The organism is Streptomyces sedi (genome assembly GCF_006335015.1).
GTDB classification, from domain to species: Bacteria; Actinomycetota; Actinomycetes; order Streptomycetales; family Streptomycetaceae; genus Streptomyces; species Streptomyces sedi.
On record NZ_VDGT01000001.1, the window covers coordinates 142,372 to 168,725 of the forward strand.

The window sequence follows — 26,354 nt, forward strand, 5'->3', positions numbered from 1 at the left end:
TCATCCCCCGGGCGGCACCACCCGGTTCGGGGAGAGATAAACGCGCCGTCGCCCACAGTTTCTCGACCGTTTCTCGCGCGTTTCTCCGGTATGGCCGGCTCCCTGAACGTCGCCTGACCGGTCTTCCCCGTGCCGGCCGGCGCGTTCAGGGGAGCAGCACGACCTTTCCCGTCTCCTTCCGCTGAAAGCGCTCGTACGCGTCGGGTGCTTCGCTCAGCGGGCGGTGTTCCGCGGCGAAGTCGTCCACGCCCAACGGGTCGTCGTCACCGAGCAGCGGCAGGATCTCCGGCACCCAGCGCCGCACGTTGGCCTGCCCCATGCGGAGTTCGATCTGCCGGTCGAAGAGTTTCAACATCGGCATCGGGTCGGCCATGCCCCCGTAGACGCCGCTCAGCGAGATGGTGCCGCCGCGCCGCACCATGTCGATCGCCGGATAGAGAGCCGCCAGCCGGTCGACCCCCGCCTTCGCGGCGGCCCGTTCGGCGAGGTGCCCCGGGAGGAAGCCGACCATGCTCTGGAGCAGCGAGGCCACCACCCCGCCGTGCGCCTCCATTCCCACGGCCTCGATCACCGAGTCGGGGCCGCGCCCGGCCGTCGCGTCGCGGACGGCGCCCACCACGTCGTCAAGCTGGTTGAGGTCCAGCACCTGCACGCCCCTGGCGGCGGCCCGCTCCAGCCGCTCCGGCACCAGGTCGATGCCGATCACCTGGCCTGCGCCGCGGTGCAGGGCCACCCGGCAGGCCATCTCCCCGACGGGTCCGAGCCCGAGCACCGCCACGCTGCCGCCCGGCGGGATGCCCGCGTACTCGACGGCCTGCCACGCCGTCGGCAGCACGTCCGAGAGATACAGGTAACGGTCGTCCGGCCCCTCGTGCGGCACCCGGACCGGGCCGTACTGCGCCTGCGGCACCCGCAGGTACTCGGCCTGGGCGCCCGGAACCGAGCCGTAGAGCTTGGTGTAGCCGAACAGCGCGGCGCCGCTGCCCTGTTGACGCACCTGCGTGGTCTCGCACTGGGTCTGGAGCCCCCGCCGGCACATGAAGCACTCACCGCAGGCGATCTGGAAGGGCACCACCACCCGGTCGCCCGGCGCGAGATCGGTGACGGCCGAACCGGTCTCCTCCACGATGCCCATCGGCTCGTGCCCCAGCACGTCGCCGGGCGTCATGAACGGCGCCAGCACCTCGTACAGATGGAGGTCGGAGCCGCACAGCCCGGTGGACGTGACGCGCACGACGGCGTCGGTCGGCTGCTGGATGACCGGGTCGGGCACCTCCTCCACCCGGACGTCGCGCTTGCCGTGCCAGACATTGGCCTTCATCTCGAAACACCTCCGTGGATGCGGGGGACAGGAGCCGGACGCCGCTTCGTTCAGGGCAACGGTGCGCCGCCCGTGGCGTTGACCACCTCAGCCGTGATGAACGCGGCGTCCTGGGAAGCCAGATAGACATAGGCGGGCGCCAACTCGGCGGGCTGCGCGGGCCGTCCGAACGCCGACTTGGCGCCGAACTCCGTGGTGTCCGGCATCGTCGACGGGATCAGCGGCGTCCAGACCGGGCCTGGCGCCACCGCGTTGACCCGGATGCCGCGCTCGGCGAGATGGGTGGCCAGTCCCTTGGTGAAGGTGACGATGGCGCCCTTGGTCATCGCGTAGTCCAGCAGGTGCGGCGACGGCTGGTAGGCCTGCACCGAGGTGGTGTTGATGACACTGCCGCCCTCGGTCAGGTGCGGCAGACACATCTTGGTCAGCCAGAACATGCCGTAGAGATTGGTTTTGACCACCCGGTCGAACTGGTCGGTCTCGATCTCGTCCAGACTGCCGGGCCTGGCCATCTGGTAAGCCGCGTTGTTGACCAGCACGTCGACGCCGCCGAACTCCGCCACCGCGCGGTCCACCACCCGTCGGCACTGCTCCTCCTCGCGGATGTCGCACTCCACGGGCACGGCGCGCCGGCCGGCCTCGGTGATCAGCCGGGTGGTCTCACGGGCGTCGTCGGCCTCCTCGGGGAGATGGGTGAAGAGCACGTCGGCGCCCTCCCGCGCGAAGGCGAGGGCCACGGCCCGTCCGATCCCCGAGTCGCCGCCGGTGATCAGCGCGCGGCGTTCGCCGAGCCGCCCGCAGCCCCGGTAGGAGTCCTCGCCGTGGTCGGGGCGCGGCGCCATCTCGTCGGTGTGGCCGGGTAGCCGCTGGGACTGGTCGGGAAACTCCGGGCTGGGCTGTCGCTCGGCCGGGTGGGCCGCGCCGCCGTCGGGGGTGTCGTCCGGGCCCCGCTGGTTCATGTCCGTTCCTCCTCCGTGTTCCTTCCGTCCGCCCGCCGCCGTGTGCGGCGCGGCCTCGCCTGGCCCCGCGTGCGGCGGAGCTCCCGGGTGCCCGGTGCGACGGGGGAATATGCGGGCGCCCGCCGCCGGGTCGACGACGGTGCCGGGTGGGCGGGGCGCGGTCGCACCGGTGAGTGGCCGCTCGCGCGGTTTCCCGCGTCCCTCCCTCACGCCGCCGCCCGGGACCCGCCGGCGGGCGCCGGGCGCGCCGCCTCCCCGCGGGGCGGTTGAGACGCGTCCCGCCGGGCAACCCGGTGTGCTCGCCCGGTGGCGGGACCGGGCGACGGCCGGAGAGAGGGGAGGCGGACAGATGCGCGGGGGAGCGTCACGGCTCCGGTGGTCAGCGCGGCGGTCCTGGGAGGCCGTGCGGCGCGCGGCCCACGGTCCCGGGCGGGAGCGCGACCTGGCGGCGCAGTCGGCGAAGAGCGCGCTGGCGGCGCTGCTGGCCTGGCTGGTGGCCTCCTGGCTGTTCACCGACAGCCTGAGCCTGATGGCGCCGTGGGTCGCCGTGGTGCTGGTGCAGTCGACCGTCTACCGCTCGCTGGCGGACGGGCTGCGGCAGACGGTGGCGATCGTGCTGGGCACGGCCCTGGCGACGGGGACGGCGCTGGTGCTGGGCGACCAGTTGCTCACGCTGGTGGTGGTGCTGCCCGTCGCGCTGCTGGTGGGGAACCTGGACAGGTTCGGCGAGCAGGGGGTCACCGTGGCCACGTCGACGATCTTCGCGCTCGCGGGCGGCCCGGTGACCCCGCTGGTCAGCGCGGAACGGGTGGGCGCCGCCGCCGTGGGAGCGGCGCTGGGGATCGGGGTGAACGCCCTGGTGCGGCCACCGCGCTATCTGCGGGACGCGGGTGCGGCGGTGCGCGACGCCACGGACGAGGTGGCAGGCGTGTTGGCGGAGCTGGCCGCGGTGTTCGACGAGGCCGACTGGGGCGATGCCCCGCGGGTCGCCGATCGGGCCCGGCGCCTGCCGCGGTGGGCGAGGGCGACACGCGCGGCCTGGGAGTGGGACCGGGAGAGCCTGCGGCTGAACGTGCGCCGCCGGGCGACGGAGAGCGTGCTGCCCTCCGACTACACCACGGAGGACGTGGTGCACACCGTGCGGCAGCTGGTGGACAACGCGGAGGGACTGGCCCGCGTCGTGGAGGAGGCCGCCGCGCGGACCGCGGACGAGCCGGCCCTGCCCGGCTGGCTGAGGCCCACCTACGCCCGCTGTCTGCGTGACACCGGGGCCGCCGTCGACGCCTACGGCCGGTATGTGACGGGCGCGGGCGCGGAGGAGCGGCGGGAGCTGACCGACGCGGTGGCCCGCGCCTCGGCGTCGCTGGAGCGGCTGACGGTCAGGGTCGTGCCGTCGGAGCTGCCGGATGTCGGCGCGATGGAGGTGGTCGGGCCGCTGCTGTCGGACGCCCGGCGGATGGTCCGCGCGTTGGACGCCTCCTGAACGGGCCCCGCCCGGCCGCATCCCGCCCGAGACCACGGCGGCCCGCAGCGCGTCGGCCACCATCTCGCGCAAGCCGCCCACGGCCGTGCAGGGGCGCGGGGAACTGCGCGAGCAACCCACCACCGGGCTCACGCCGACCACCCACCTTGCCGGTACCGCACCGTGGTCGACTGACCCCCGCCACACATGCACCGCGCAGTTCCCCGCGCCCCCAAGCAGGCCGCCACCTGCCGCAGGTGAACCCGCACCCGCACGACGGCGCCAGCCCACACCAGGGGCGCGGGGAACTGCGCGAGCAACCCACCACCGGGCTCACGCCGACAACCCACCCAGACCGGCAAGGTCAATAGTCGACCAACCCCCGCCACCCAGCATGCGCGCAGTTCCCCGCGCCCCCAAACAGCCGCTCCCGCCTGCTCAGCGGCCCCAATCCCGCGACGGGCGCCGTCTCCCTCTTCCCCTCCGGACCCTTCACCTTCGCCCGCCTCCCCTTGCCCCCGGCCCCGTCCCGCACGCCGCCGCGCGGGACCGTGCCGCCGCCCCGCTCACAGCACGAAGCCGCGGGGGAACGGGTCGCGCGGGTCGAGCAGGTACTGGGCGGTGCCCGTGATCCAGGCGCGGCCCCTGATCGTCGGCACCACCGCGGGGCGCCCGGCGACCTCCGTCGACTCCACCAGGCGGCCGGTGAAACTGGTGCCGAGGAACGACTCGTTGACGAAGTCGGTCCCCAGCGGCAGCAGCCCCCTGGCGTGCAGCTGCGCCATCCGCGCGCTGGTGCCGGTGCCGCACGGGGAGCGGTCGAACCAGCCGGGGTGGATGGCCATGGCGTGCCGCGAGTGGCGCGCGGTGGATCCCGGCGCCTCCAGATAGACGTGGTGGCAGCCGACGGTGTCGGGACGTTCGGGGTGGACGGGCGGCCCCTCGTCGTTGATGGCGCCCATGATCGCCAGCGCGGCCTCCAGCATCCGCCCGCCGGCGGCCCGTTCGAAGGGGATCGCCAGGTCCTCCAGGCGGACGACGGCGTAGAAGTTGCCGCCGTACGCCAGGTCGTACGGAACGTCGCCGAGCCCGGGGACCGCCGCGACGCGGTCCAGGGCGACGGCGTACGAGGGCACGTTGCGCAGGGTCACGGAGAGGGCGGCGCCGTCGGCGACCTCGACCTCGGCGACGACCAGGCCGGCCGGGGTGTCGAGCCGCACGGTGGTGACCGGCTCGGTGACGGGCACCGCTCCGGTCTCCACCAGCACGGTCGCCACACCGATGGTGCCGTGCCCGCACATCGGCAGCACGCCGCTGACCTCGATGAACAGCACGCCCATGTCGGCGTCGGGCCGGGTGGGCGGCTGGAGGATCGCGCCGCTCATCGCGCTGTGCCCGCGCGGCTCGTTGACCAGGAACTGCCGCAGCTCGTCGGCGTGTTCGACGAACCAGAGGCGCCGCTCCGCCATGGTGGCCCCGGGGAAGACCCCGACGCCACCGGTCACCACGCGCGTCGGCATCCCCTCCGTGTGGGAGTCGACGGCGTGCACGACGCGCCCGCTCCTCACCGGTGCCCCCGCGCCAGCACGGCCTCCGTCTCGGCCACGACGCGGGCGGCGGCCTCGGGGGGCAGCGGGGAACGCGGCGGGCGGCAGGGCCCGCCGCGCAGCCCGGCCACGTCCATGGAGAGCTTGATGGCCTGCACGAACTCCGTCCTGGAGTCCCAGCGCAGCAGCGGGTGCAGCTCCCGGTAGAGGGGCAGCGCGCGGGCGATGTCGGCCGGGTCGCCGGAGGTCGCCAGCCGGTAGAGCTCGACGGTGGCCTTCGGCAGGGCGTTGGGGTAGCCGGCGATCCAGCCGACCGCGCCGGCCAGGCCCAGCTCCAGCAGCACGTCGTCGGCACCCACCAGCAGGTCCAACCCCGGTGCCAGCTCGGCGATCTGGTAGGCGCGGCGCACGTCGCCGGTGAACTCCTTGACGCCGACGATCAGTCGCTCGTCGGCGAGCCTGGCGAGCAGCGCGGGGGTGAGGTCGACCTTCGTGTCGACGGGGTTGTTGTAGGCGACGACGGGCAGGCCGACGGCCGCCGCCTCGCGGTAGTGCTCGACGACGGCGGCCTCGTCGGCGCGGTAGGTGTTTGGCGGCAGCAGCAGCACGGAGCTGGCGCCGGCCCGCGCGGCCTGTTCGGTCCAGCGGGCGGCCTCCCGCGCGCCGTAGGCGGCGACGCCCGGCATCACGCCGAACCCGTCGGGCGCGGCGGCGACGGCGGTCTCCACCACGGCGGCGCGCTCGGCCTCGGTGAGGGTCTGGTACTCGCCGAGGGAGCCGTTGGGGCAGACGCCGTCGCAGCCGTTGTCGGCGAGGAAGCCGACGTGGGCGGCGAAGGCGTCGAGGTCGACCTCGCGGTCGTCGGTGAACGGCAGGGCGGTGGCGACGTGCACACCGTGCCATGCCGGCCGGGGAGCGGTGGTACTCATCGTTCTCCGATCGGTGGGTGGAGCGCGGAGTCGCCTCCCCGCGGGGCCGGGGAAGGAGGCGCCGCGGGGAGGTTCACCGTTCGCCGCCCCGGTCCCTGACCAGTTCGCGCGGACTGGTCAGGGACCGGCCGCCGCCGGGGCCGTCGTGCGCGAGGTCGTGGGTCGGGGGCCGCGATGTGGTGGGTGACATTGCACCGGCGTCGGCCCTCGTGGCGCAAGGGGTCCGCGCGGGCCCCGGGGAACGGGCGAACGCCCGCCGGCGGGGCCGACGGGCGTTCCCACCGCCCCGGAGAGGCGGCGTTCCGACATCAACTCAACGCGTCAACTCAACGCGCAGGCGCCCTCGTTGAGGGTGAAGGCGACCGGTCCCGTGGCGTCGCCCTGGTGGCGGGCGACCAGGCCGAGGCTCACGCTTCCGCCGGCCGGGATGGTGGCGTTGTGCGCGTCACCGCGGGCGACGACGGTGTTCCCCTCCGCCGTGAAGACCGCGCCCCAGCCGGAGACGAACCGCTGGCCGTCGGCGAGCGCGAACGTCAGCTCCCAGCCCTCGACCGGTTCCTCGCCGGTGTTGGTGAGGGTCAGCGAGGCGTTGTAGCCGTTGTTCCACGACTCGACGTCGACGGCGACCTCGCAGGTGGTGGCCGGCGCTGTCTCCTCGAAGGTGATCCGGTGCAGGCCGCCCGGCAGGTCGTTGACGGCGTAGAACTCGCCGTCGACGGTGGTGCCGATGGCGGTGATCTGGGTGCTGTTCTGGCTCACGTTGCCGATCTCGGCGGTGTCGTAGCCGCCGCCCTCGGCCGGGCGGATGCCGAAGATCTTCGACGAGCAGTAGTCGACGGTCACATAGGTGCCGCCGGCCAGGTCGGCGAACTCCTGGCCCCGGTAGACGTGTCCGCCGATCACGGCGCAGTTGCCGCCGGTCAGCGGGTAGGTGAAGATCGGCTCGGTCAGCTCGGCCGAGGGGTCGCACTGCTCGGGGTCGAACTCGGCGTCGCCCTCGCGGCAGGACCAGCCGAAGTTGGCGCCGCCCTCGCCGGCCGGCAGGTGGTTGATCTCCTCCATCGTTCCCTGCCCGACGTCGCCGATCCACAGCGAGCCGTCCTCGGGGTCGAACGAGAACCGCCACGGGTTGCGCAGCCCGAAGGACCAGATCTCCCCGCGGGCGTCGGGGTCGTCGGCGAACGGGTTGTCCTCGGGCACGCAGTAGGCGAGTTCGCCGCAGGACTGGCTCACGTCGAGGCGGAGGATCTTGCCCAGCAGGGTGTCGACGCGCTGCCCGGTGTCGAACGGGTCGCCCGAGCCGCCGCCGTCGCCGATCGACAGGTACAGATAGCCGTCGGGGCCGAACGCCAGCTGGCCGCCGTTGTGGTTGTCGTACTCGGCGTGCTCCTGGCTGAGCAGCACCTCCAGGCTGTCGTCGTCCAGCCCGTAGCGGGCCAGCGTCACCGCGCCGTCGGCGGCGGCGGTGTACGCGAGATACAGCTCCTGGCTCTCACTGAAGTCGGGCGCGGGCGCGATGCCGAGCAGGCCGCGTTCGTTGGCCGAGGAGTCCACCTCGTCGATCACGTCGAGCAGCGGCTCCGTCTCCAGGCCCGAGTCCGGGTGGTAGGCGCGGACGGTGCCGGGCTTCTCGGTGATGAACAGCCGGCCGGTGCCGTCGTCGGGCGCGACCACGGCGGTCGGGCGGCGCAGCCCGGAGGCGACCTGGGTGGTGTCCGCCGTCAGGTTCTCCAGCGGGACGGCGGTGGTCCCGACGTCGCCGGGCGCGGACTCGGCCGCCGTGTCCTCGGCCCCCGAGGCCGTGGCGGTCGTGGTGAGGGCGAGCGGGGTCAGCAGGGAGAGGGAGGCGGCGACCAGCAGGGGCGTTTTCCATCGGCGTCGTGGCATAACGGCTCCAACGGCGTGAGGGGGTGGGACCCGGATCGACCGGGGGCGGCCGGGCGCGCGGGGGTAACGGCCGCGACCAGGCCGCACGCGGGGTGGGATGTGCGCGACGCTAGCCGTTCACCAGGCGCCACACCAGGGCGCCCACGCCAGTTCCCGGTAGTAAACGTTGTCCCCAACTCGGCTTGTTTGGCGGGTGGTTGGGAATCCCGTCCGAAGCGCGTGGAAGTTGACAGGCGACAGACCTTTGACCAGCGCATCACGCCCTGCCTAGGGTTCTCTGTGGGAAAGAGTTTGTCCGTGATCGTTCCTGATGCCCATCCGGTGTCCCTTCGGAACCCCCAGTGAGGATTCGCTCCATGCCCCTTCCCAGGCGCCCCAGGCCCTCCGGCCCCTTCTCCATCGGCATCGTCGGCGCCGGCCAGTTCGCCGGCTCGTTCAGCAAGCTGTTCCATCTGCACCCCGGTGTCGGCTCCGTGTACGTCACCGACCTGATCCCCGAGCGGGCCGACTCGCTCGTCGCCGACCAGGGCCTCGCCGGCACGCTGCCGTCGTTCGAGGCGATGCTGGAGGACGACCGGATCGACGCCGTCGCGCTCTTCACCCAGCGCTGGACCCACGGGCCGCTGGCCGTGGCCGCGCTGCGGGCGGGCAAGCACGTCTACTCGGCCGTGCCGATGGCGGTCTCGGCCGAGGAGATCGCGGCCATCGTCGAGGCCGTCCAGGAGACCGGCCTCACCTACATGATGGGCGAGACCAGCCACTACAACCCGGCCACCGTCTACGCCAGGAACCGCGTCGGGGAGAACGCCTTCGGCCGGCTCTTCTACGCCGAGGGCGACTACGTCCACGACATGGACCTCGGCTTCTACTCCGCCTACCAGTACAGCGGCGGCGAGAACTGGAAGGCCACGGCCAGCTACCCGCCGCTGCTCTACCCGACCCACTCGGTCGGCGGGGTCCTCGGCGCCTGGGGCACCCACGCGGTCAGCGTCTCCGCCGTCGGGGTCCGCGACGAACGCGGGGACGGCGTCTTCGACAAGGAGATCAGCCAGTTCGACAACGACCTCTCCAACGCGACCGCGCTCTTCGAGGTCGCCGGCGGCGGGTCGTTCCGCATCAACGAGTTCCGCCGGGTGGGCTACCCCTCCCACATCCGGGAGTCCAGGTTCCGCTTCTTCGGCACCGAGGGCAGCTTCGAGCAGCTGGCCACGTTCAGCGTATGGCAGGACAAGGAGGGCGTCCACGACATCAGCGAACTCCTGACGCCCAAGCGGACGTTGGCCGCCGACGACCCCTCACTGGAGCACGTCGACCCGGCGCTGCGCGACGCGTTCGTCTCCGGCACCGCGCCGGTCCACGACATCTCGCGACTCCCGAGCCAGTACGCCCACGTCCCCAACGGGCACGAGGGCAGCCACCACTTCCTCGCCGACGACTTCGTCAACGCCGTCAACCAGGGCACGCTCCCCTCGGTCAACGCCTGGGTCGCCGCCCGCTACACCCTCCCCGGCGTGGCCGCCCACGCCTCCGCGCTCCGCGGCGGCGAACGCGTCCCCGTCCCCGACCACGGGGACGCGCCCGAGATCGGCTGAACGAACCGACGCCGCCGGGCCGTTGCTCCCCACCCCCAGCCCGGCGGCGTCGTGGCGCGGCGCACCCGTGTCACGGCTCAAGGAACTCGGGGGCGACCCTCGGGGGCCAGGAATTCCTGACGAGGGCTCCCGACGCATAGGCGCGGGACACGAGCGCCGTCCTGTTGGGAACCCCGAACTCACGCAGGAGACCCGTCATGTGGTACTCCACGCCCTGGCGGCTCAGGTTGACGAGAACGGCCAGGGACGAAGTCGACCTGCCCTCCGCGACCCCCTCCAGAATCCTGGCGTTGATGGCCGTCAGAGTCCGCGTCTCCCGAGGATCCGGCGGCGGCCGTACGTCGTCGCGCGCGCCCGGCGCCTCTCCCCGCATGACGAGCGTCATGGCGGAGACCTTCCGGGCCTCGCCGTAGACCGCCACGGCGGTCAGGGCCACGGGCCGCGCGGTTCCGCCCAGCGACGTGACCACCGCCCGCATGAAGAAGTGGTCCTGTCGCCCGTCGAGCAGCGCGAACAGCCTGCTGCGGAGGCGCCTCTGGACTCCGGGATGCACGAGGTCCATGATGCCGCGCCCGAAGACGCCCCTTCCCTCGCCGTCGAAGACACTCACGAAGGCGGCGTTCGCGTGCCGCACCCTCAGCGCCGTGTCCAGGTGCACGACATACGTCTCCGCTTCGGCGGGCCGCGACGAGGGCTGCTCTGCCGAGCGCTCGAAGGAACCGGCGTGTGAATCGTTGTGCCTCATGCCCGTCAGTGCGGCGGGACCGCCGGAACGTTACAGCCGGCGCGCCAGCCCGGAGGGCCGCACTGGGGAGTCCCCCAGTGATGCGCGGAGAACCCCGCGTCGCGCGCGTCTGCGGAGGAACGGCCGGGGAGCATCTCCCCACCGGTCTCCACCGGACTCCACCGGTCTCCACCGGTCTCCACCGGTCTGTCGAAACCCGAGCAGAAGGAGGGGCATCGATGCCACGCCCACGGGGGTCGCGCACGGGTGCCGTGCGCGCGGGTGGCGCGTACACGGGTGCCGTGCACCGAAGTCGTCACCACGGCCTTCGGCATGGCCGGCCCTCCGGCGAACGCCCGAGCCCGGTGACCTTCCCGTTCCACCCCGGGCACCACTCCCACGACGCCCACGACGCCCACGACGCCCACGACGCCCACGACGCCCACGACGCCCACGGGACGGAATCCCCGGCGCGCCCTACGCTGTTCCCGCAACTGACGGCCGTCGAGGGGAAGACAGTGGCGGATGCGCGCGAACTGCCGCCGGACGGGGAAGTGGTCCAGCGCTTACGGGACGGCGACGAGGAGATGTTCGCCCTGGTGCTGGACACCTGGTCGAGCGGGATGCTCCGGCTGGCCACGTCGTTCGTGTCGACCAGGGCCTCGGCGGAGGAGGTCGTCCAGGAGACGTGGCTGGCGGTCATCAGGGGCCTCGGCGACTTCGAGGGGCGTTCGTCCCTGAGAACCTGGGTGTACCGGATCCTGGTCCGCACCGCGAAGGCCCGCGGCACGAAGGAGAGCACCACCATCCCCTTCGCCAGTTTGCGACCGCGGGAGGAAGGACCAACGGTGGACCCCTCGCGCTTCCGGGACGCGGGTCACCCCGAGGCCGGGCACTGGGTCACCGGCCGGGAGCCCCGCTTCTGGCACGTACCCGAGGACCACGTGCTGCGTGGCGAGGTCCGCACGGTGATAGCCGAGGCCATCGACGCGCTGCCCTCCCGGCTCCGCACGGTACTCAGCCTTCGCGACGTCGAAGGGTACAGCTCGGAGGAGGTCTGCTCGCTGCTGGACATCTCCCCGGGGAACCAACGCGTTATTCTCCACCGCGCCAGGGCCGTGGTACGCCGCAGGCTGGAGAAATACCTGTCGAACTCCCAAGGCGCCACGGCCGGAGAGGACCATCGTGGACTGCGTTGCATTCGTTGAACTGGTGACGGACTTCCTTGAGGGCGCGCTCCCCGAGGACGACGAGCGACGCTTCGTCGAACACCTGGCGGAATGCCCTGGTTGCGAGCGCTATCTCGACCAGTTCCGGCAGACGATCGCCATGACGGGCGAACTGACAACGGAACACATCGCTGCGGACGCCAGGCAGCGGCTGCTCACCTCTTTCAGGGACTGGCCGCGGCAGCAGGCGTAGGGCGCGCCATCTTCTGTGGTGCGTGGTGGTGCCGTTGCATTCTTCTGTGGTGCCGTGGTTGCGGTGTGCGGCAGCGGTGGGCGGTCTACGTGGCGGGTCGGGTGCCGGCTTTCCCTCTCGTGCGAATGACCGCCGAGGGCGGCTACGAGGGGGAGGGGTGGGGGTACGCGTGTCCCGGCTGCCGACCGGTGAACGGTGGTGGCGGGCCGCGCCAACCGGGCGCCATGACCGCGCCGTTGTCACGGGCCGACCCGTGCCCGGGGGCACAGGTGGCGCGCACCCGGCTCCGCCGGGCCACCCACGGCGCCTCCTCCCCACGCCCCTTTCCCTCTCCCCGGGCTGAACGCCCACGAACCGCCGAACGGGGCGGGGCTTCGTGCCCGGCAAATCCCGGCGACATCCCCGACCAGCCCCGGGATACTCGGCGCCCATGGATGAGGTCAAAGTCGTCGTCGCCCATTCCGAGCGCGCGACCCTGCGCGTCGGCGACGTGTTTCTGAAGGTGGACGCCGATCAGGCGCGCATCGATGTCGAGGTCGAGGCGTTGGCCCTCGTGCCGGTCCCGACTCCCCGGGTGCTGTGGCGCGAGCCGCCCGTGCTCGCGATCACCGCGGTCCCGGGAACGGCCCTCGGCCGTCTCGGCGCGCCGTCGCCCGCGTCGCCGGCGGCGTGGGCCGCCGCGGGCGCCGCCGTCCGGCGGCTGCACGAGGCGCCGTTGCCGCCGTGGACCGGCCGACGCCGCCGGGGGCCCGAGGAGTTGGCGGCGGAACTCGACGGTGAGTGCGAGTCGCTCGTGGCGAACGGCATCCTGCCCGCCGACCTCGTCACCCGCAACCGCCAGGTCGCGGAGGCCGCGATCCGGCCGTGGACACCGGCGTTCACGCACGGCGACCTTCAGCTGGACCACGTGTTCGTCGACGGCGACGAGGTCACGGGCATCATCGACTGGTCCGAGGCGGGCCCGGGCGACGCCCTGTTCGACCTCGCCACCCTGACGCTCGGACACGAGGAGCACCTCGACGACGTCCTCGCCGGTTACGGCACCGACGTCGACGTCGACGTGATCCGCGCGTGGTGGTCGTTGCGGAGCCTGCTGGGCGTCCGCTGGCTGTTCGAGCACGGCTTCGACCCGTCCGCGCCGGGCTGTGAGGTCGACGTGCTGAGAGCCCGGATGTAGAGAAGGACCCGTCATGAGTGCGGGACCCTACGAACCGACCGAGGAGATCAAGCGTCTCCTGCGTCCGCGTTCGACTCACCCGGTGACGAACCGGCGCGGTTCCTCCGTCTGGCGCGTCACCGGCGAAGACCGCCGCCGGCACGCCGTGAAACTCGGGTATGTCTCCTCCCCCACACACACCTTCACGGCGCTCGCACCGGCGAGGGAAGCGGTGATCCTGCGCCAACTGGACCGCACGGGAGTGCACTGGGGCGAGTGGGAGCACGGCACGTGGAGCGTCCAGCCCTGGCGGAAGGGCGAGAGTCTCTGGGAGCTTTGGGAGGGCTACCGAAACGGCAGCCGCGACACGGACGCGCAAACGGCCGACGCCCTCGCGTGCGCGAGGGAACTCGCCCGTCTCCACGACGCCGGTTGGGTGCACGGTGACGTGCAACCGCATCACTTCATCATCGGCGATCAACGTACCGATCTCATCGACCTCGGCCTGGCGCGCGGGGGCGACATTCCCGAAGTCCTCGACTTCCCGTTCCGCGGTTGCCTGGTCATCTACGAGAGCCCCGAGATCTCGCGCAGCGTCCTTGAGTACGGCCATGCCGTCCCGACCACGGAAAGCGACGTCTTCGGGCTGGGTGCGAGTCTCTTCATCAGCGCGACGGGGCTGCGGGCCGTGGAGTTCCCGCCCGACGCGGAACGGGAGGAGCAGCGCCGGGTGATCGCGAAGGGGCACCACCGGAAGGTCACCGTTCCGGGGCCCCTGGGGGCGGCCATCGAAGCGATGCTCAGCCCCGTTCCGGCCGACCGGCCGACACTCGCCGAGATCTGCGACGCGTGGGAGTGAGCGACCTGGCGTGGTCGCCGATCGGACGGAAAGCTCAGCGCTTGACCCGCGCGAGGAAGGCGGCCCAACTCCCAGCGGGGAACGCCACGGTGGGCCCGTCGACATCCTTGCTGTCACGCACCGGCACCATCCCCGACACCCCGTCCGCGACCTCCAGGCATTCGCCGCCGTTGGGGCCGCTGTAGCTGCTGCGACGCCACGTGGGCTCGGAGTATTCGTAGCGAGTCATGAAGCAAAGTCCTTGAGTGCGGAGCCCAGCAGGCTCACCGAGTCGTCGGGCGAGAGCGCGACCGCCTTACTGTAAGACCGTGTCCTACGTGGTGAGTCGGCGGAGGCGTTCGCAGCAGGTGAGGGTGGCGGCGAGGCCGAGAAGGGCCAGGTAGTCACGGGGATGGCGTTCGTAGCGGGGTGAGAGGCGCCGGTAGCCGGATAACCAGGACCTCGTGCGTTCGATCACCCACCGGTGCCGGCCGAGCGTCTGGCTGGACTCAACTCCCTTACGGGCGGTCCTGCACGCGATGCGCTTGCCTCTCATCCATCTGCGCAGGCCGGGCTGGTCGTATGCCTTGTCGGCATGAACCTCGCCCGGGCGGTAGTGCCGGCCGCGTTCGGGGTCGTCTCTCGATCGCGACATCCCTCGCGGGCGCCGCCACCGGATCAGCGGGGTGCGGAGTCGGAGGCGACCGTGGGACCGGTCGCTGCGGGGGCAGCCGCGGCCTTGGCGGCCTGCTTCTTCCGGCTGGGCAGGATGATCAGGGCGAACAGGCCGCCGACGAGCGTGCCGATCGCGGCGGTGGTGAAGCCGATCCGTAGGCCCTCGGTGAAGACCGGGCCGACCGCGTCCATCACCGGTCCCTGCAGCCGGGCAGGCAGTTGTTCGATGACGCTCAGATCGCCGTGTGAGAGCGCGCTCACGGTCTCCTGCCGCGCGTCGGGGGCCATGGCGATCCCGCCCACCGCGTCCGGGACGGCGCCACCCAGGTGACGGAGGAGCAAGGTGCCGCAGAGGGCCACGCCGAAGACGCTGCCGACCTGCCGGAAGGTGTTGGAGACGCCGGAGGCGGTGCCCGCTTGCTCAGGGCGTACCGAGGAGAGCAGGGCGACGGTGGCGGGCGCGCCGACCAGGGAGACGCCGGCGCCGAGCAGGGCCATCGACCACCAGTACTCGCCGAAGCCGCTTCCCGGGTCCAGCAGGCCGAGCTCGAAGAGACCCACGGCGCTGGCCACGGAGCCGATGAGAATCGGCACCTTGGGGCCGAACTTGGCGGCGACCACACTGGCGACGTACGAGAACACCATGATCGAGACGTTCAGGGCGAGGAAGCGTACGCCGGTCTCGGTGGTGGACAGCCCGTTCACCTGCTGGAGGTAGAAGGTGAGCAGGAAGATGCTGCCGTAGAGGCCGAACAGGCCGAGGAAGTTGACCGCGCCGGCGACCACGAGCACGGGGCTGTGGAAGAGGCTCATCGGCAGCATCGGCTGCTCCTGGCGCAGCTCCCAGCCGATGAAGGCGGCCATCGCGACGGTGGCGAGGGCGAAGGCGGCGACGATCACCGAGTCGCTCCAGCCCCTGGCGCTCGCCTCGATCAGCGCGTACGCCAGGGCGGCGATGGAGACCACGAACAGGATCTGGCCGACAACGTCGGCACGCCGGCGGCCGGGGGCCTTGCTCTCGGGGAGCCTGGCGTTCAGTACGGCGAGCGCGATCAGCCCGAAGGGCAGGTTGACCCAGAAGATCGACTGCCAGCCGAAGGCGTCGACCAGCACGCCGCCGAGGACGGGGCCGGCGGCGAGGGCGAGGCCGCCGATGCCGGCCCAGATGCCGATGGCGCGGGCGCGGGCGGCGGGCTCGGGGAAGGTGGTGGACACCAGGGCCAGCGAGACCGGGATCATGACGGATCCCGCGGCACCCTGGAGCACCCTGGCGATCAGCAGGAACTCGTAGCTGGGCGACACGGCGCACAGCATGGAGGCGACGAGAAAGCCGACCAGGCCGCTGAGGAAGATGCGCTTGCGGCCGAAGATGTCGCCGAGCGTGCCCGCCGTGAGCAGCAGACAGGCGACGACGAGAGCGTAGGCGTCGATGATCCACTGCAGCTGGGTCAAGTTCGTGGACAGGTCGTGCTGGATCTCGGGGAGTGCCACGTTCACGATCGTGGAGTCGAGATAGACCATGAAGATCCCGATGCAGATGAAGGTCAGCAGGAGACCTTTGCCTCGGGTGGCAGCTGGACTGGAGCTTGGCATGTCATCCTCAGGTTCGCGCGGGAGCGGAAGGGGGATCGCAGCTGGCCAGGGCGACGACGCGGCAGGCCCTGCCGGGACTGCGGCACCACCGAACGCTAAGGGACTGACCGTCAGTCAGTCAATCGACCGACGGTCGGTCATGTACTCTGGGGAACGAATGAGCCATGGAAGGAAGGCGTGCGGAATGCCCCAGAGCTCGGCCCCGGCCAAGCGCAAGCGCGTCCACAAGAGTCCGGAGGCCCGCAGGGCGGACATCCTGCGGGCCGGGCGCGAGGTGTTCAGCACCATCGGGTTCTCCGAGGCCACCATCCAGGACATCACCACCGCTGCCGGCATGGGCAAGGGCAGCTTCTACATGCACTTCGAGACCAAGGACCACGTACTCGGGGCCATGTGGGAGGAGTACATCAACGCCTTCTACGACACCACCGAGGCGATCCTGGCGGAGGGCGAGGCCTGGTGGCCGACGCTGGACGAACTGCTGACCCAGCTGATCCAGCACGCGGTCAACCACGCCGAACTGCACCGCCTGGTCTACGGGTCGGCGAACGCGAAGGCTCTGGACCTGTGCAAGGAGTCCAACGCGCGGGTGGTGAACCGCATTTGTGAGTTCGTCGTGCGCGGAGAGCGCGCCGGGGCGTTCCGCAGCCGCAATGCCGACTGGGCCTTCCGCATGATCTATTACGCGGCCGACGGACTGCTGGACGAGCTCATCGCGCAGGGCGGGACCCTCGACACCGAGGAGATCACACGCAGCGTTCTGGAACTCGCGCACCGGACTCTGGGCGCACCGGCCACCGGGTGAGCGCCGTCCGCGCGAACGGAGAGCCAGGTCGCCCTCGGGAAAGCAGACTCCGTCTCGGCGGACCGAAATGCCCCTGAGGGGCGTTGCCGAGATGGAGAGGGCCATCCGTCGGCATGGCATCGTCCTGACCGAGAAACTGATCGCCGTCCTCGACGCGGCGCCGCCCTTGACCGGCGGTGCCGATGAGACCGCCCGTGCCCGCCGAGGAGCCGCCTCCTCCTGATCAATCCGCACGACGACGAGACGCACCTGCTCTATGAAGCGGGGCTCGCCGGGACCCACCAGATCAAGGTGTTGAGCACCGGCCTGGAGACAGGCTTCCTGGAGAAACTCGGAAGTGTCACCGCGAAGGCTGATTGAGCCGGAGCGCGGGGACGGACTTCCCCTTCTGAACAAGCCACCCCCTACCGATCGCTTTCCCGGTAGGGGGAATTCCCCTCTGCCCGGACAGAGGAAGTTATTCCGGCGTTCAGCCCGGCGAGAGGGGAAGGGGCGTGGGGAGGAGGCGCCGTGGGTGGCCCGGCGGAGCCGGGTGCGCGCCACCTGTGCCCCCGGGCACGGGTCGGCCCGTGACAACGGCGCGGTCATGGCGCCCGGTTGGCACGGCCCGCCACCACCGACCACCGGTCGGCAGCCGGGACACGCGTACCCCCACCCCTCCCCCTCGTAGCCGCCCTTGGCGGTCATTCGCACGAGAGGGAAAGCCGGCACCCGACCCGCCACGTAGACCGCCCACCGCTGCCGCACACCAAAACGGGCGCCGCACGCGCCCGCTGCCGAACCCACCACAGCGGGAGCGCGCCTCAGCGGGAGCGCGCCACAGTGGGAGCGCGCCTCAACGGGCGCACGCCTGAACGGAAGCACGCCATGACCATCGGGACTGGTCAGGCGAACTGGTCAGATGAACTGGTCAGGCGAAGCTGGTCAGACAGGGTTGTCAGGGCTGGTCAGGGCTGGTCAGGAGCCAGCACGGGCGCGAGTGCGGGGCCGCCGGCCGGTGCCGGGAGCTGGGAGGCCGGCACCGGTGGCAGCCGTGGCGGCGCCTCGGGGGCCTGCGCCTCGGCGCCGGTGAGGAGGACCGTCCCGGAGAGCAGCACGCCGGCGCCGACGCCGACGGCGGTGCGCCGGGCGACCCGGACGGCGAGCGGGGCGGGGGCCGAGAAGTCGGCGAGGTCCTGGAGCTCGTCCACGGTCGGTGGCCCGACGCGGGACGCGCGAACGTTCTCCCGCGGCCCGGCGGGACGCAGCCGCTCCAGAGCGGATAACACGCGTGGAACTGTCATGCTCCCGCAGAGTAGGCCCGGCGCGGCGCGCTGTCGAACTCGCCGCCCGCGCACGGGCGTTCACGCGGAGCGGTCTCCGCAGCGCACCCCCGCAAGGGGGCGGGGGCGCGGGGCACGGCCCGAGCGACCACCAGCCGCAGCGGGCGGCGGACGGCGGACGGCGAACGGCGGACGGCGGACGGCGGACGGCGGACGGCGACTCATCCACACCACCCGGGTGAGTCGCCGCCCCCGCCCCGCCGGCAAGGCGCTACGCGCTACGCGCTACGTGCTACGCCGCTCCGAAGCCCTGGAGGATGCCGTCATAGGCCGGCTTCGGCTGGTAGTTCTCGTCCCAGGGCAGCGCCGCTCCCTGGCCGGGGAACGTGCCCGGGACCCAGGAGTCCGCGTCCCCGAAGCCCCAGATGGTCACGCCGGCGCAGCCGTTCACCGCGACGCAGACGCCGACCACGTCGGCGTACTGCGTGGCCTGGGCGGCCAGCTTGCCGTCGTCGGACGGCATGTCCATCCGGATGTCCAGCTCCGTGATGACCACCTCGACGCCGAGGTCGGCGAAGCGTTGGAGGTTGGACTGGATGTCGGAGGCCGAGTACTGGTCGAGGATGAGGTGCATCTGGAAGCCGACGCAGTCGACCGGCACCCCCTGGTCGAGCATCCCGGAGACCAGGTCGTACAGGGCGTCGCTCTTGGCGTTGGTGTGCTCGGTGCTGTAGTCGTTGATGCACAGCTTGGCCGAGGGGTCGGCGGCCTCCGCGTAGCGGAACGCGTCGGCGATGTAGCCGTCGCCCAGGGTGTTGAGGAAGACCGACTGACGCAGCGAGCCGTCGTCCTCGAAGACCTCGTTCACCACGTCCCAGTAGGCGATCTCGCCGGCGTACTCGCCGACCACCGTGGAGATGTGGTCCTGGATGATGCCGTCCAACTCGTCGGCTCCGAAGCCTCCGTTGCTCACCCAGCCGGGCAGCTGGCTGTGCCAGACCAGGGTGTGGCCCCAGACCTGCTGGGCGTTGGCGGCGGCGAAGTCCATCAGCCGGTTGGCGGGCTCCAGGTTGAACTGGCCGCGCTGGGGCTGGATGGCGTCCCACTTCATGACGTTCTCGGCGGTGACGCTGGAGAACTCGCTGCTCGCGATGCCGGTGTACGTCGAGTCGCCGAGGCGGCCGTCCGCGATGGCGGTGCCCATGAAGCGGCCGGTGGCCTCGGCCGCCTCCTTGAGGCTCTCGGCGTTGGGCTCCACCTCGGTGGTTCGGGTATCCGGGGCGGTGCCCGGGCTTTCGTTGGCCTGTGCGTTGACGAGGGCCGCTCCGGAGAGCAAGGCTCCGACGGAGACGGCGATCGCGGCTCTGCGCACCAGGGGAGACATAGCGATGCCCCTTTCGGTTGTCATGCCCCCGCAGGCTGACTGGACCGTTTCTAAGGGGCACTTGGGGACGCGTCAACCCTTCCGGAATAATGTTGAAAATCTTCCGGAGCAGCGAGAACCAACGAAGAGGTACCACCATGGCAGCGGAACGCAAGGTCACCATCACGGCCATCGCCCGGGAGGCGGGCGTCTCCGTGCCGACGGTATCGCGCGTGGTCAACGGGCGTTCCGACGTCGCGCCCGAGACCCGCGCCCGGGTCGAGGAGCTGCTGCGCCAGTACGGCTACCGGCGGCGCACCCATGCCCCGGGAGACCGGGCCGCGCTGATCGATCTGGTCTTCAACGACCTCGACAGCCCCTGGGCCGTGGAGATCATCAGGGGCGTGGAGGAGGTGGCGGGCGCAGCCGGCGTCGGGACCGTGGTCTCGGCGATCCACGACCGGGCGGGCGCGGCGCGGCAGTGGATGACCAATCTGCGGGCGCGCGCGTCGGACGGCGTGATCATGGTGACCAGCGTGCTGGAGCCGTTGCTGCACAAGGAGTTGCACCGGCTGGGCGTGCCGCTGGTGGTGGTGGACCCGGCCGGCGCGCCGCCGTTGGACGCGCCGACCGTGGGCGCGACCAACTGGGCCGGCGGGCTGGCCGCGACCGAGCATCTGCTGTCGCTGGGGCACCGGCGGATCGGCTTTGTCGCGGGGCCGCCGCGGCTGCTGTGCAGCCGGGCCCGGCTGGACGGGTACCGGGCGGCGCTTGAGGGCGCGGGGGTGCCGGTGGCCGAGGAGCTGATGGTGCCCGGCGACTTCTACCACGAGTCCGGTTTCACCGGCTGCGATCGGCTGATGGAGCTTGCCGACCCGCCGACGGCGCTGTTCGCGGCGAGCGACCAGATGGCGATGGGCGCGATGGAGGCGCTGAGGCGGCGTGGGCTGCGTGTGCCGCAGGAGGTGAGCGTCGTGGGTTTCGACGATCTTCCGGAAATGCGCTGGTCCGCGCCGCCGTTGACCACGGTCCGCCAGCCGCTCGCCGAGATGGGCAAGGTTGCCGCGCGCACGGTGTTGCGGCAGACCAGGGGCGAGGAGATCGACACGCCGAGGCTTGAGTTGGCAACGGAGTTGGTGGTGCGCGCCTCGACCGCGCCGCCGCCGCCGGCCGGCTGAAAACTGACGTCCCCTCAGGGGCGGACACGCGCCAGTTCGGTCAACACCGTTGACGGGGCGCCGCCGCGCCCGTAATTTGCCACACCCATCCACCGATAATTATCGGCGTCCTTCCGGAAGGTGTGCGATGCGAAGCCCCAACCTGAGACCGCGACTTCGGTTCCTGGCCGTGTCGGCCGCGTGTACGGTGGCGGCGACCACCCTCGCCGCCTGCGGCAGCGACGGCCCGGGCGGCAGCTCGGACAGCCTGGAGGTCTGGGTCTACCAGGACGGATCGACCACGATCCAGCAGGACTTCGTCGACCAGTTCAACGAGAACTCCGACATCAAGGTCAACCTGACGGAGATACCGGGCGACAACTACCAGGACCGGATGCGCACGGCGATGGGCAGTCCCAACGCGCCGGACATCTTCTTCAACTGGGGCGGCGGCAGCATCTCCGACTTCGTCGAGGAGGACATGCTGATCGACCTCACCGACACCCTCGCCGAGGACCCGGAGTTCGGCGACGCGTTCCTGCCCACCATCCTGGACTCCGGCGCCATCGACGGCCGCCACTACGGGGTGCCGATGCGGGGCGTGCAGCCGGTGATCCTCTTCTACAACCAGACGCTCTTCGACGAGGCCGGCGTCACGCCGCCCACCACCCTGGACGAACTCCTGACGCTGGTCGACACGTTCGCCGACCGGGACGTCACCCCCGCGGTGCTGGCCGGCGGCGACCCGTGGACCGAGCTGATGTGGCTGGAGTACCTGCTGGACCGGCAGGGCGGCTCCGAGATCTTCGAACGGATCAGGAACGGCGACTCCTCGGCCTGGGGCGAGCCCGCCGTGCTCGCCGCCGCCGAGCACGCCGCCCACCTGGTCGACGCGGGCGCCTTCGGCAACAACTTCCGTTCCGTCAGCTACACCACGGACGGCGCCTCGACGTTCTTCGCGCAGGGCGAGGCCGCGATGCACCTCATGGGCAGCTGGGAGTTCCCCAACCAGCTCTCCAACCAGCCGGATTTCGCCGAGAACGACCTGGCCTGGGCCACCTTCCCCTCCATCGAGGGCGGCACCGGAGACCCGGCCGCGCTGGTCGGCAACCCGACCAACTACTGGTCGGTCAACTCCAACGTCGAGGGCGAGAAGTGGGACGCCGCCGTGGAGTTCCTGAAGCTCCACGCCAGCGACGAGTACGCCGCCGCCCTGATCAGCAACGGCGACATCCCGACCACAGCCGACGCCGAGTCGCTGCTGGACGACGCGCCCACGCCGGACTACGCGCGCTTCCAGTACGAGCTGGTGCGCGACGCCCCCAGCTTCACCCTCTCCTGGGACCAGGCGCTCACCGCCGACCAGGCCACGCCCATGCTCGACAACATCGAGAAGCTCTTCAGCGGCCAGCTCGACGCCGAGCAGTTCGTCGAAGCGATGCAGAACCTCTAGGACTTCCGTGAAGCGCGAGACGACCCACACCCCGCGCGCCGGGCGCCCAGGCATCGCCTGGGCGCTCCCGGCCGTGCTCTTCTTCTTCCTGTTCGCCGCCGCCCCCATGGGGATCGTCGGCTACCTGTCCTTCACCGACTGGGACGGCCTGAGCGACCCGAGCTGGACCGGGATGGACAACTGGTCCCGCCTCTGGAACGACGACGGGATGCGCAACGCCATCTGGCTCAGCCTGCTGCTGACCGCCCTGACCTGGCTGACGCAGACGCCCATCGTGCTGCTGCTCGGCGTGTGGGCGGCCGGCCGGCAGCGGAACCGGGCCGTGCTGTCGGCGATCTTCTTCCTGCCGCTGCTGGCCTCCTCCGTGGCGCTGGCGCTGCTGTGGCGGACGATCTTCGACCCCAACCTGGGGCTGTCCGCCGACGTCGCCGACTGGTTCGACCTCGACAACGCCGACCTGCTGGGGTCCCCCACCGGCGCGTTCGCCGCGATCCTCTTCGTCACCGGCTGGCAGTTCGTGCCGTTCCACACCCTGATCTACCAGGGCGGCGCGCGGCAGATCCCGCAGTCGCTCTACGACGCGGCGGCCATCGACGGCGCGGGCACCGTGCGGCAGTTCTTCCACATCACCCTGCCGCAGCTGCGGAACACCATCGTCACCTCCACGGTGCTGATGGTGGTGGGCGCGCTGACGTACTTCGACACCGTGCTCATCCTCACCAGAGGCGGCCCGGGCGACTCCACGTCGATCGTGCCGTACCTGATGTACGAGACCGGCTTCAAGGCGTTCGACCTCGGCTATGCCAGCGCCGTCGCCGCCGCGCTGGTGATCGTCGCGACGGGCACCTCGCTGCTGCTGGTGCGGCTGACCGGGTTCAACAGGATGCGCAGCACCCGGGAGGGCATGTGAGCACCGACACCGCGCCTCGCCCGGCGCCGCCGCGCGAGGAGAACGCGCCGCGGAAGCCGCGCACCCGACGCGCCCGCCGCGCCAACTACCCAGCCGGAGTGGGGGCGTTCATCTGGCTGGTCATCGTCGTGGTGCCGCTGTACATCCTGGTGGCCTCGACGCTCCAGAGCCGCAGCGAGTACCTGGAGAACGGGCCGCTGTCGCTGCCCACCAGCCTCTCCTTCGGCAGCTACCAGCAGGTGCTGGAGGGCGACTTCCCGCGTTACCTCCTCAACACCGTGATCGTCACGGTCTCCTGCGCCGCGCTGGTACTGGCCCTCTCGGTCACCGTCAGCTACAGCATCGTGCGCACCCGCTCGCGGCTGAGCCAGAAGACCTTCCAGCTCTTCCTGCTGGGGCTGGCGATCCCCTCCCAGGCGGTGATCATCCCGATCTATCTGATCATCACCGAACTCTCCCTCTACGACTCGCTGTTGGCGATCATCCTGCCCACCGCCGCGTTCTCGCTGCCGGTGAGCGTGCTGATCATGGTGGGCACGATGCGGGACATCTCGGAGGAGCTGTACGAGTCGATGGCGCTGGACGGCGCGCGCTCCGTGCGGGTCCTCTTCCAGCTGGTCATCCCGATGTCCAGGGCGGGGATCTCCACGGCGGGCATCTTCTCGGCGCTCAGCGCCTGGAACGGCTTCCTCTTCCCGCTGATCCTCACCCAGTCCCGCGAGACACGGGTGCTGACGCTCGGCCTCTACGACTTCGTGGGCGAGTTCCGCGTGGACATCCCCGCGCTGCTGGCCGCCGTGGTGCTGTCGATCGTGCCGATCTTCACGGCCTACCTGTTCGCACGGCGTCAGCTGATCAACGGGCTGATGGGGGTGGGCGGCAAGTGAGCCGTCCCGCGCCCCGGACGCCCGCACCGAAACGAGGAGTTCGATGAACCACCCCTGGCACGACGCCACCCGCGGCCCCCTCGACCGGGCGCGGGCGCTGCTGAGCGAGCTGACGCTGGAGGAGAAGCTGGCCCAGCTGGTCGGCCTCTGGCCCGGCTCGGACGTCGGCAACGCGGACGAGGCCGACGTCGCCCCGCTCCAGCACGAGATCAACGCCGGCCAGCCCGACCTCGCGGAGCTGCTGCCGCACGGCCTCGGCCAACTCACGCGCCCGTTCGGCACGTTGCCCGTCGACCCGACCGAGAAGGCCAAGCTGCTCGCCGAGGACCAGCGGCGGATCGTGTCCGCCGGGCGGTTCGGCATCCCGGCGCTGGCACACGAGGAGTGCCTGACCGGGTTCACCGCCTGGCAGGCCACCATCCTGCCGACGCCGCTCGCCTGGGGGGCGACGTTCCACCCCGAACTGGTCGAGCACGCGGCGGAGTTGATCGGCGAGTCGCTGCGTTCGGTCGGCATCCACCAGGGCCTGTCCCCGGTGCTCGACGTCAGCAGGGACCCGCGCTGGGGCCGCACCGAGGAGACCATCGGCGAGGACCCCTATCTGGTGTCGACCGTCGCCACCGGCTATGTGCGGGGCCTGGAGTCCGCCGGGATCGTCGCCACCCTCAAGCACTTCGTCGGCTACTCGGCCTCCCGCGCCGCCCGCAACCACGCCCCCGTCTCGATGGGGCCGCGAGAGATCGCCGACGTGCTGCTGCCACCGTTCGAGATGGCGCTGCGCGAGGGCGGCGCCCGCTCCGTGATGGCCGCCTACAACGACATCGACGGGGTGCCGGCCTCCGCCGACGAGGCGTTGCTGGTCGGGCTGCTGCGCGACGAGTGGGGCTTCGAGGGGACGGTCGTCTCCGACTACTTCGGGATCTCCTTCCTTGAGGTCAACCACGGCGTGGCCGGCTCCCCCGCCGAGGCGGCGGCCCTGGCGCTGGCCGCGGGCGTGGACGTCGAACTTCCGGCGCAGCGCTGCTACGGGCCGCCGCTGGCCGAGCTGGTGCGCGCGGGCCGGGTACCGGAGGAGCTGGTGGACCGCTCGGTGCTGCGGGTGCTCGCCCAGAAGGCCGAACTCGGCCTGCTGGACGCCGACTACCGCCCCGACCCCGCCGCGCTCGACGACGGCGCGCGGGTCGACCTCGACCCGCCGGCGCTGCGTGCCGCCGCCCGGTCGCTGGCCGAGGAGTCCGTGGTGCTGCTGGCCAACGACGGCGGCGCGCTCCCCCTCGCGGGCGAGGCGCGGATCGCGGTGGCCGGGCCGCTGGCGGACGACGTGGCGCCGCTACTCGGCTGCTACACCTTCCCGCGCCATGTCGGCGTCAGCCACCCGGAGTTGCCGCTGGGTGTCGAGGTGCCGACGCTGTTCGCCGCGCTGAGGGCCGAACTGCCCGACGCCCGGCTGACCAGGGCGGCGACGGCCGCCGACGTGGCGGGCGCCGACGTGTGCGTCGCCGTGGTCGGGGACCGCTCCGGGCTCTTCGGGCGCGGCACCTCGGGCGAGGGCTGCGACGCCGCCGACCTCGAACTCCCCGACGGTCAGGGCGCGTTGCTCGACGAGCTGGTGGCCGGCGACGTTCCGGTCGTGGTGGTCGCGCTCACCGGCCGGCCCTACGCGCTGGGCCGGTGGGCGGACCGGCTGGCCGGCATCGTGCAGGCGTTCCAGCCGGGGCAGGAGGGCGCCGGCGCCGTCGCCGGGGTGCTCTCCGGGCGGGTCAACCCCGCCGGCCGGCTGCCGGTGGGCGTCCCCCGCGACGCGGGCGGCCAGCCGGCCGGCTATCTCGCGCCGCCCCTGGGGCAGGCGGGGGAGGCCAGCGCCGTCGACCCGACCGCGCTGTTCCCGTTCGGCCACGGGCTGAGCTACACCTCGTTCGTGTGGAACGACCCGGCGCTCACCACGGCGACCGTGCCGACCGACGGCGAGACCACCGTCTCGGTCACCGTCACCAACACCGGGGAACGGGAAGGCACCGAGGTCGTCCAGCTCTATCTGCACGACCCGGTCGCCCGCACCGCCCGCCCCGTCAACCGGCTGGTCGGCTACGCGCGGGTCCCGCTGGCGGCCGGCGCCTCGGCCCGCGTCGACCTCGCCTTCCACGCCGACCTCGCCGGCTACACCGCGGCGCCCGGCCGGCGGATCGTGGAGCCCGGCGCGCTGGAGCTGCGGCTCGGCGCCTCCGTCGGCGACCTGCGGCACGCACTGCCGCTGACGGTCACCGGCCCCGAGCGCCGGATCGGCCACGACCGGCGGTTGCGCTGCCCCGCGACCGTCACCCCGCTGCCCGCGCCGCCACCCGCGACGTGAACGCCGCCACCGACGCGCCGAGGTGACGGTCAGTCACCTGGCCGTCGGCCACCGGGGCGCGG

General features: G+C 71.7%; 22 protein-coding genes and 1 pseudogene. 12 read left to right on the top strand and 11 right to left on the bottom strand.

Annotated features, from left to right (window positions below; translation table 11 throughout):
* Window positions 1-145 precede the first annotated feature (145 nt).
* The gene (locus FH715_RS00455; RefSeq protein ID WP_139639968.1) at window positions 146-1,321 is read right to left on the bottom strand and encodes a zinc-dependent alcohol dehydrogenase; all 1,176 of its coding nucleotides are present in this window, start codon (window positions 1,319-1,321) and stop codon (window positions 146-148) included.
* Window positions 1,322-1,371: 50 nt separating this feature from the next.
* Window positions 1,372-2,280: an SDR family oxidoreductase gene (locus tag FH715_RS00460; RefSeq protein ID WP_139639969.1), complete on the bottom strand. Its 909-nt coding sequence runs from the start codon at window positions 2,278-2,280 to the stop codon at window positions 1,372-1,374.
* A gap of 403 nt (window positions 2,281-2,683) precedes the next feature.
* On the opposite strand from FH715_RS00460, the gene FH715_RS00465 reads away from it, so the two are divergent.
* Window positions 2,684-3,763 (top strand): aromatic acid exporter family protein, encoded by a 1,080-nt coding sequence (locus FH715_RS00465; protein ID WP_170184576.1) that lies wholly within the window; start codon window positions 2,684-2,686, stop codon window positions 3,761-3,763.
* Between the two features lie 545 nt (window positions 3,764-4,308).
* Here the strand turns inward: FH715_RS00465 and FH715_RS00470 are convergent.
* The 3 genes from FH715_RS00470 to FH715_RS00480 form a co-directional block, all read right to left on the bottom strand.
* Window positions 4,309-5,310, bottom strand: a complete 1,002-nt coding sequence (locus FH715_RS00470) for a proline racemase family protein (protein ID WP_139639971.1) — start codon at window positions 5,308-5,310, stop codon at window positions 4,309-4,311.
* Window positions 5,307-6,218 (bottom strand): dihydrodipicolinate synthase family protein, encoded by a 912-nt coding sequence (locus tag FH715_RS00475; RefSeq protein ID WP_139639972.1) that lies wholly within the window; start codon window positions 6,216-6,218, stop codon window positions 5,307-5,309. The genes FH715_RS00470 and FH715_RS00475 overlap by 4 nt, the downstream gene beginning before the upstream one ends.
* 321 nt (window positions 6,219-6,539) lie before the next feature.
* On the bottom strand, window positions 6,540-8,105 hold the full coding sequence (locus FH715_RS00480) for a PQQ-dependent sugar dehydrogenase (protein WP_139639973.1): 1,566 nt from the start codon (window positions 8,103-8,105) through the stop codon (window positions 6,540-6,542).
* Between the two features lie 356 nt (window positions 8,106-8,461).
* On the opposite strand from FH715_RS00480, the gene FH715_RS00485 reads away from it, so the two are divergent.
* Window positions 8,462-9,697 (top strand): Gfo/Idh/MocA family protein, encoded by a 1,236-nt coding sequence (locus FH715_RS00485; protein ID WP_139639974.1) that lies wholly within the window; start codon window positions 8,462-8,464, stop codon window positions 9,695-9,697.
* Between the two features lie 70 nt (window positions 9,698-9,767).
* Here FH715_RS00485 and FH715_RS00490 read toward each other — a convergent pair whose 3' ends face one another.
* Window positions 9,768-10,442 carry a helix-turn-helix transcriptional regulator gene (locus FH715_RS00490; RefSeq protein ID WP_139639975.1) on the bottom strand — a complete coding sequence of 225 codons (675 nt, stop codon included), beginning with the start codon at window positions 10,440-10,442 and terminating at the stop codon, window positions 9,768-9,770.
* Window positions 10,443-10,786: 344 nt separating this feature from the next.
* On the opposite strand from FH715_RS00490, the gene FH715_RS00495 reads away from it, so the two are divergent.
* The 4 genes from FH715_RS00495 (at window position 10,787) to FH715_RS00510 (ending at window position 13,858) form a co-directional block, all read left to right on the top strand.
* Window positions 10,787-11,629, top strand: a complete 843-nt coding sequence (locus FH715_RS00495; protein ID WP_246108462.1) for an RNA polymerase sigma factor — start codon at window positions 10,787-10,789, stop codon at window positions 11,627-11,629.
* 4 nt (window positions 11,630-11,633) lie between these two features.
* Window positions 11,634-11,843, top strand: coding sequence for an anti-sigma factor family protein (locus FH715_RS00500; protein WP_211367349.1), 210 nt, complete (start codon window positions 11,634-11,636; stop codon window positions 11,841-11,843).
* Between the two features lie 430 nt (window positions 11,844-12,273).
* Window positions 12,274-13,020 carry a phosphotransferase family protein gene (locus FH715_RS00505; protein ID WP_139639977.1) on the top strand — a complete coding sequence of 249 codons (747 nt, stop codon included), beginning with the start codon at window positions 12,274-12,276 and terminating at the stop codon, window positions 13,018-13,020.
* Window positions 13,021-13,033: 13 nt separating this feature from the next.
* The gene (locus tag FH715_RS00510; protein WP_139639978.1) at window positions 13,034-13,858 is read left to right on the top strand and encodes a serine/threonine-protein kinase; all 825 of its coding nucleotides are present in this window, start codon (window positions 13,034-13,036) and stop codon (window positions 13,856-13,858) included.
* Between the two features lie 34 nt (window positions 13,859-13,892).
* On the opposite strand, the gene FH715_RS00515 is transcribed toward FH715_RS00510, so the two are convergent.
* The 3 genes and pseudogenes from FH715_RS00515 to FH715_RS00525 all read right to left on the bottom strand — a co-directional run bounded on the left by FH715_RS00515 (window position 13,893) and on the right by FH715_RS00525 (window position 16,105).
* The gene (locus FH715_RS00515) at window positions 13,893-14,087 is read right to left on the bottom strand and encodes a DUF397 domain-containing protein (protein WP_139639979.1); all 195 of its coding nucleotides are present in this window, start codon (window positions 14,085-14,087) and stop codon (window positions 13,893-13,895) included.
* A gap of 84 nt (window positions 14,088-14,171) precedes the next feature.
* Window positions 14,172-14,486, bottom strand: a pseudogene (locus FH715_RS00520) (transposase); the annotation flags it as partial.
* Window positions 14,487-14,515: 29 nt separating this feature from the next.
* The gene (locus tag FH715_RS00525; protein ID WP_139639981.1) at window positions 14,516-16,105 is read right to left on the bottom strand and encodes a DHA2 family efflux MFS transporter permease subunit; all 1,590 of its coding nucleotides are present in this window, start codon (window positions 16,103-16,105) and stop codon (window positions 14,516-14,518) included.
* 184 nt (window positions 16,106-16,289) lie between these two features.
* Between FH715_RS00525 and FH715_RS00530 the strand changes: the two genes are divergently transcribed.
* Complete coding sequence (locus FH715_RS00530; protein WP_170184577.1) at window positions 16,290-16,910, top strand: TetR/AcrR family transcriptional regulator; 621 nt, start codon at window positions 16,290-16,292, stop codon at window positions 16,908-16,910.
* A 947-nt stretch (window positions 16,911-17,857) separates the two neighbouring features.
* On the opposite strand, the gene FH715_RS27995 is transcribed toward FH715_RS00530, so the two are convergent.
* Complete coding sequence (locus tag FH715_RS27995) at window positions 17,858-18,178, bottom strand: hypothetical protein (RefSeq protein WP_170184578.1); 321 nt, start codon at window positions 18,176-18,178, stop codon at window positions 17,858-17,860.
* Window positions 18,179-18,464: 286 nt separating this feature from the next.
* On the bottom strand, window positions 18,465-19,580 hold the full coding sequence (locus FH715_RS00535) for a glycoside hydrolase family 10 protein (RefSeq protein ID WP_246108463.1): 1,116 nt from the start codon (window positions 19,578-19,580) through the stop codon (window positions 18,465-18,467).
* Window positions 19,581-19,693: 113 nt separating this feature from the next.
* Here FH715_RS00535 and FH715_RS00540 point away from each other — a divergent pair, with 113 nt between their 5' ends.
* The 5 genes from FH715_RS00540 to FH715_RS00560 all read left to right on the top strand — a co-directional run bounded on the left by FH715_RS00540 (window position 19,694) and on the right by FH715_RS00560 (window position 26,292).
* The gene (locus FH715_RS00540; protein ID WP_211367351.1) at window positions 19,694-20,713 is read left to right on the top strand and encodes a LacI family DNA-binding transcriptional regulator; all 1,020 of its coding nucleotides are present in this window, start codon (window positions 19,694-19,696) and stop codon (window positions 20,711-20,713) included.
* A 127-nt stretch (window positions 20,714-20,840) separates the two neighbouring features.
* Window positions 20,841-22,145, top strand: coding sequence for an extracellular solute-binding protein (locus FH715_RS00545; RefSeq protein ID WP_139639984.1), 1,305 nt, complete (start codon window positions 20,841-20,843; stop codon window positions 22,143-22,145).
* A gap of 7 nt (window positions 22,146-22,152) precedes the next feature.
* Entirely contained in the window at window positions 22,153-23,055 is a 903-nt protein-coding gene (locus FH715_RS00550; RefSeq protein WP_139639985.1) for a carbohydrate ABC transporter permease, read from the top strand.
* Entirely contained in the window at window positions 23,052-23,942 is an 891-nt protein-coding gene (locus tag FH715_RS00555) for a carbohydrate ABC transporter permease (protein WP_139639986.1), read from the top strand. The genes FH715_RS00550 and FH715_RS00555 overlap by 4 nt, the downstream gene beginning before the upstream one ends.
* A 43-nt stretch (window positions 23,943-23,985) precedes the next feature.
* Window positions 23,986-26,292, top strand: coding sequence for a beta-xylosidase/alpha-l-arabinosidase (locus FH715_RS00560; RefSeq protein WP_139639987.1), 2,307 nt, complete (start codon window positions 23,986-23,988; stop codon window positions 26,290-26,292).
* Window positions 26,293-26,354 lie beyond the last annotated feature (62 nt).

Bases quoted from the DNA above. Each gene is read 5' to 3' on its own strand.
- FH715_RS00515 (WP_139639979.1), bottom strand. From the start codon at position 14,087: ATGACTCGCTACGAATACTCCGAGCCCACGTGGCGTCGCAGCAGCTAC.
- FH715_RS00455 (WP_139639968.1), bottom strand. From the start codon at position 1,321: ATGAAGGCCAATGTCTGGCACGGCAAGCGCGACGTCCGGGTGGAGGAG.
- FH715_RS00485 (WP_139639974.1), top strand. From the start codon at position 8,462: ATGCCCCTTCCCAGGCGCCCCAGGCCCTCCGGCCCCTTCTCCATCGGC.
- FH715_RS00480 (WP_139639973.1), bottom strand. From the start codon at position 8,105: ATGCCACGACGCCGATGGAAAACGCCCCTGCTGGTCGCCGCCTCCCTC.
- FH715_RS00540 (WP_211367351.1), top strand. From the start codon at position 19,694: ATGGCAGCGGAACGCAAGGTCACCATCACGGCCATCGCCCGGGAGGCG.
- FH715_RS00505 (WP_139639977.1), top strand. From the start codon at position 12,274: ATGGATGAGGTCAAAGTCGTCGTCGCCCATTCCGAGCGCGCGACCCTG.
- FH715_RS00475 (WP_139639972.1), bottom strand. From the start codon at position 6,218: ATGAGTACCACCGCTCCCCGGCCGGCATGGCACGGTGTGCACGTCGCC.
- FH715_RS00545 (WP_139639984.1), top strand. From the start codon at position 20,841: ATGCGAAGCCCCAACCTGAGACCGCGACTTCGGTTCCTGGCCGTGTCG.
- FH715_RS00535 (WP_246108463.1), bottom strand. From the start codon at position 19,580: ATGACAACCGAAAGGGGCATCGCTATGTCTCCCCTGGTGCGCAGAGCC.
- FH715_RS00530 (WP_170184577.1), top strand. From the start codon at position 16,290: ATGCCCCAGAGCTCGGCCCCGGCCAAGCGCAAGCGCGTCCACAAGAGT.
- FH715_RS00560 (WP_139639987.1), top strand. From the start codon at position 23,986: ATGAACCACCCCTGGCACGACGCCACCCGCGGCCCCCTCGACCGGGCG.
- FH715_RS00525 (WP_139639981.1), bottom strand. From the start codon at position 16,105: ATGCCAAGCTCCAGTCCAGCTGCCACCCGAGGCAAAGGTCTCCTGCTG.
- FH715_RS00490 (WP_139639975.1), bottom strand. From the start codon at position 10,442: ATGAGGCACAACGATTCACACGCCGGTTCCTTCGAGCGCTCGGCAGAG.
- FH715_RS00510 (WP_139639978.1), top strand. From the start codon at position 13,034: ATGAGTGCGGGACCCTACGAACCGACCGAGGAGATCAAGCGTCTCCTG.
- FH715_RS00460 (WP_139639969.1), bottom strand. From the start codon at position 2,280: ATGAACCAGCGGGGCCCGGACGACACCCCCGACGGCGGCGCGGCCCAC.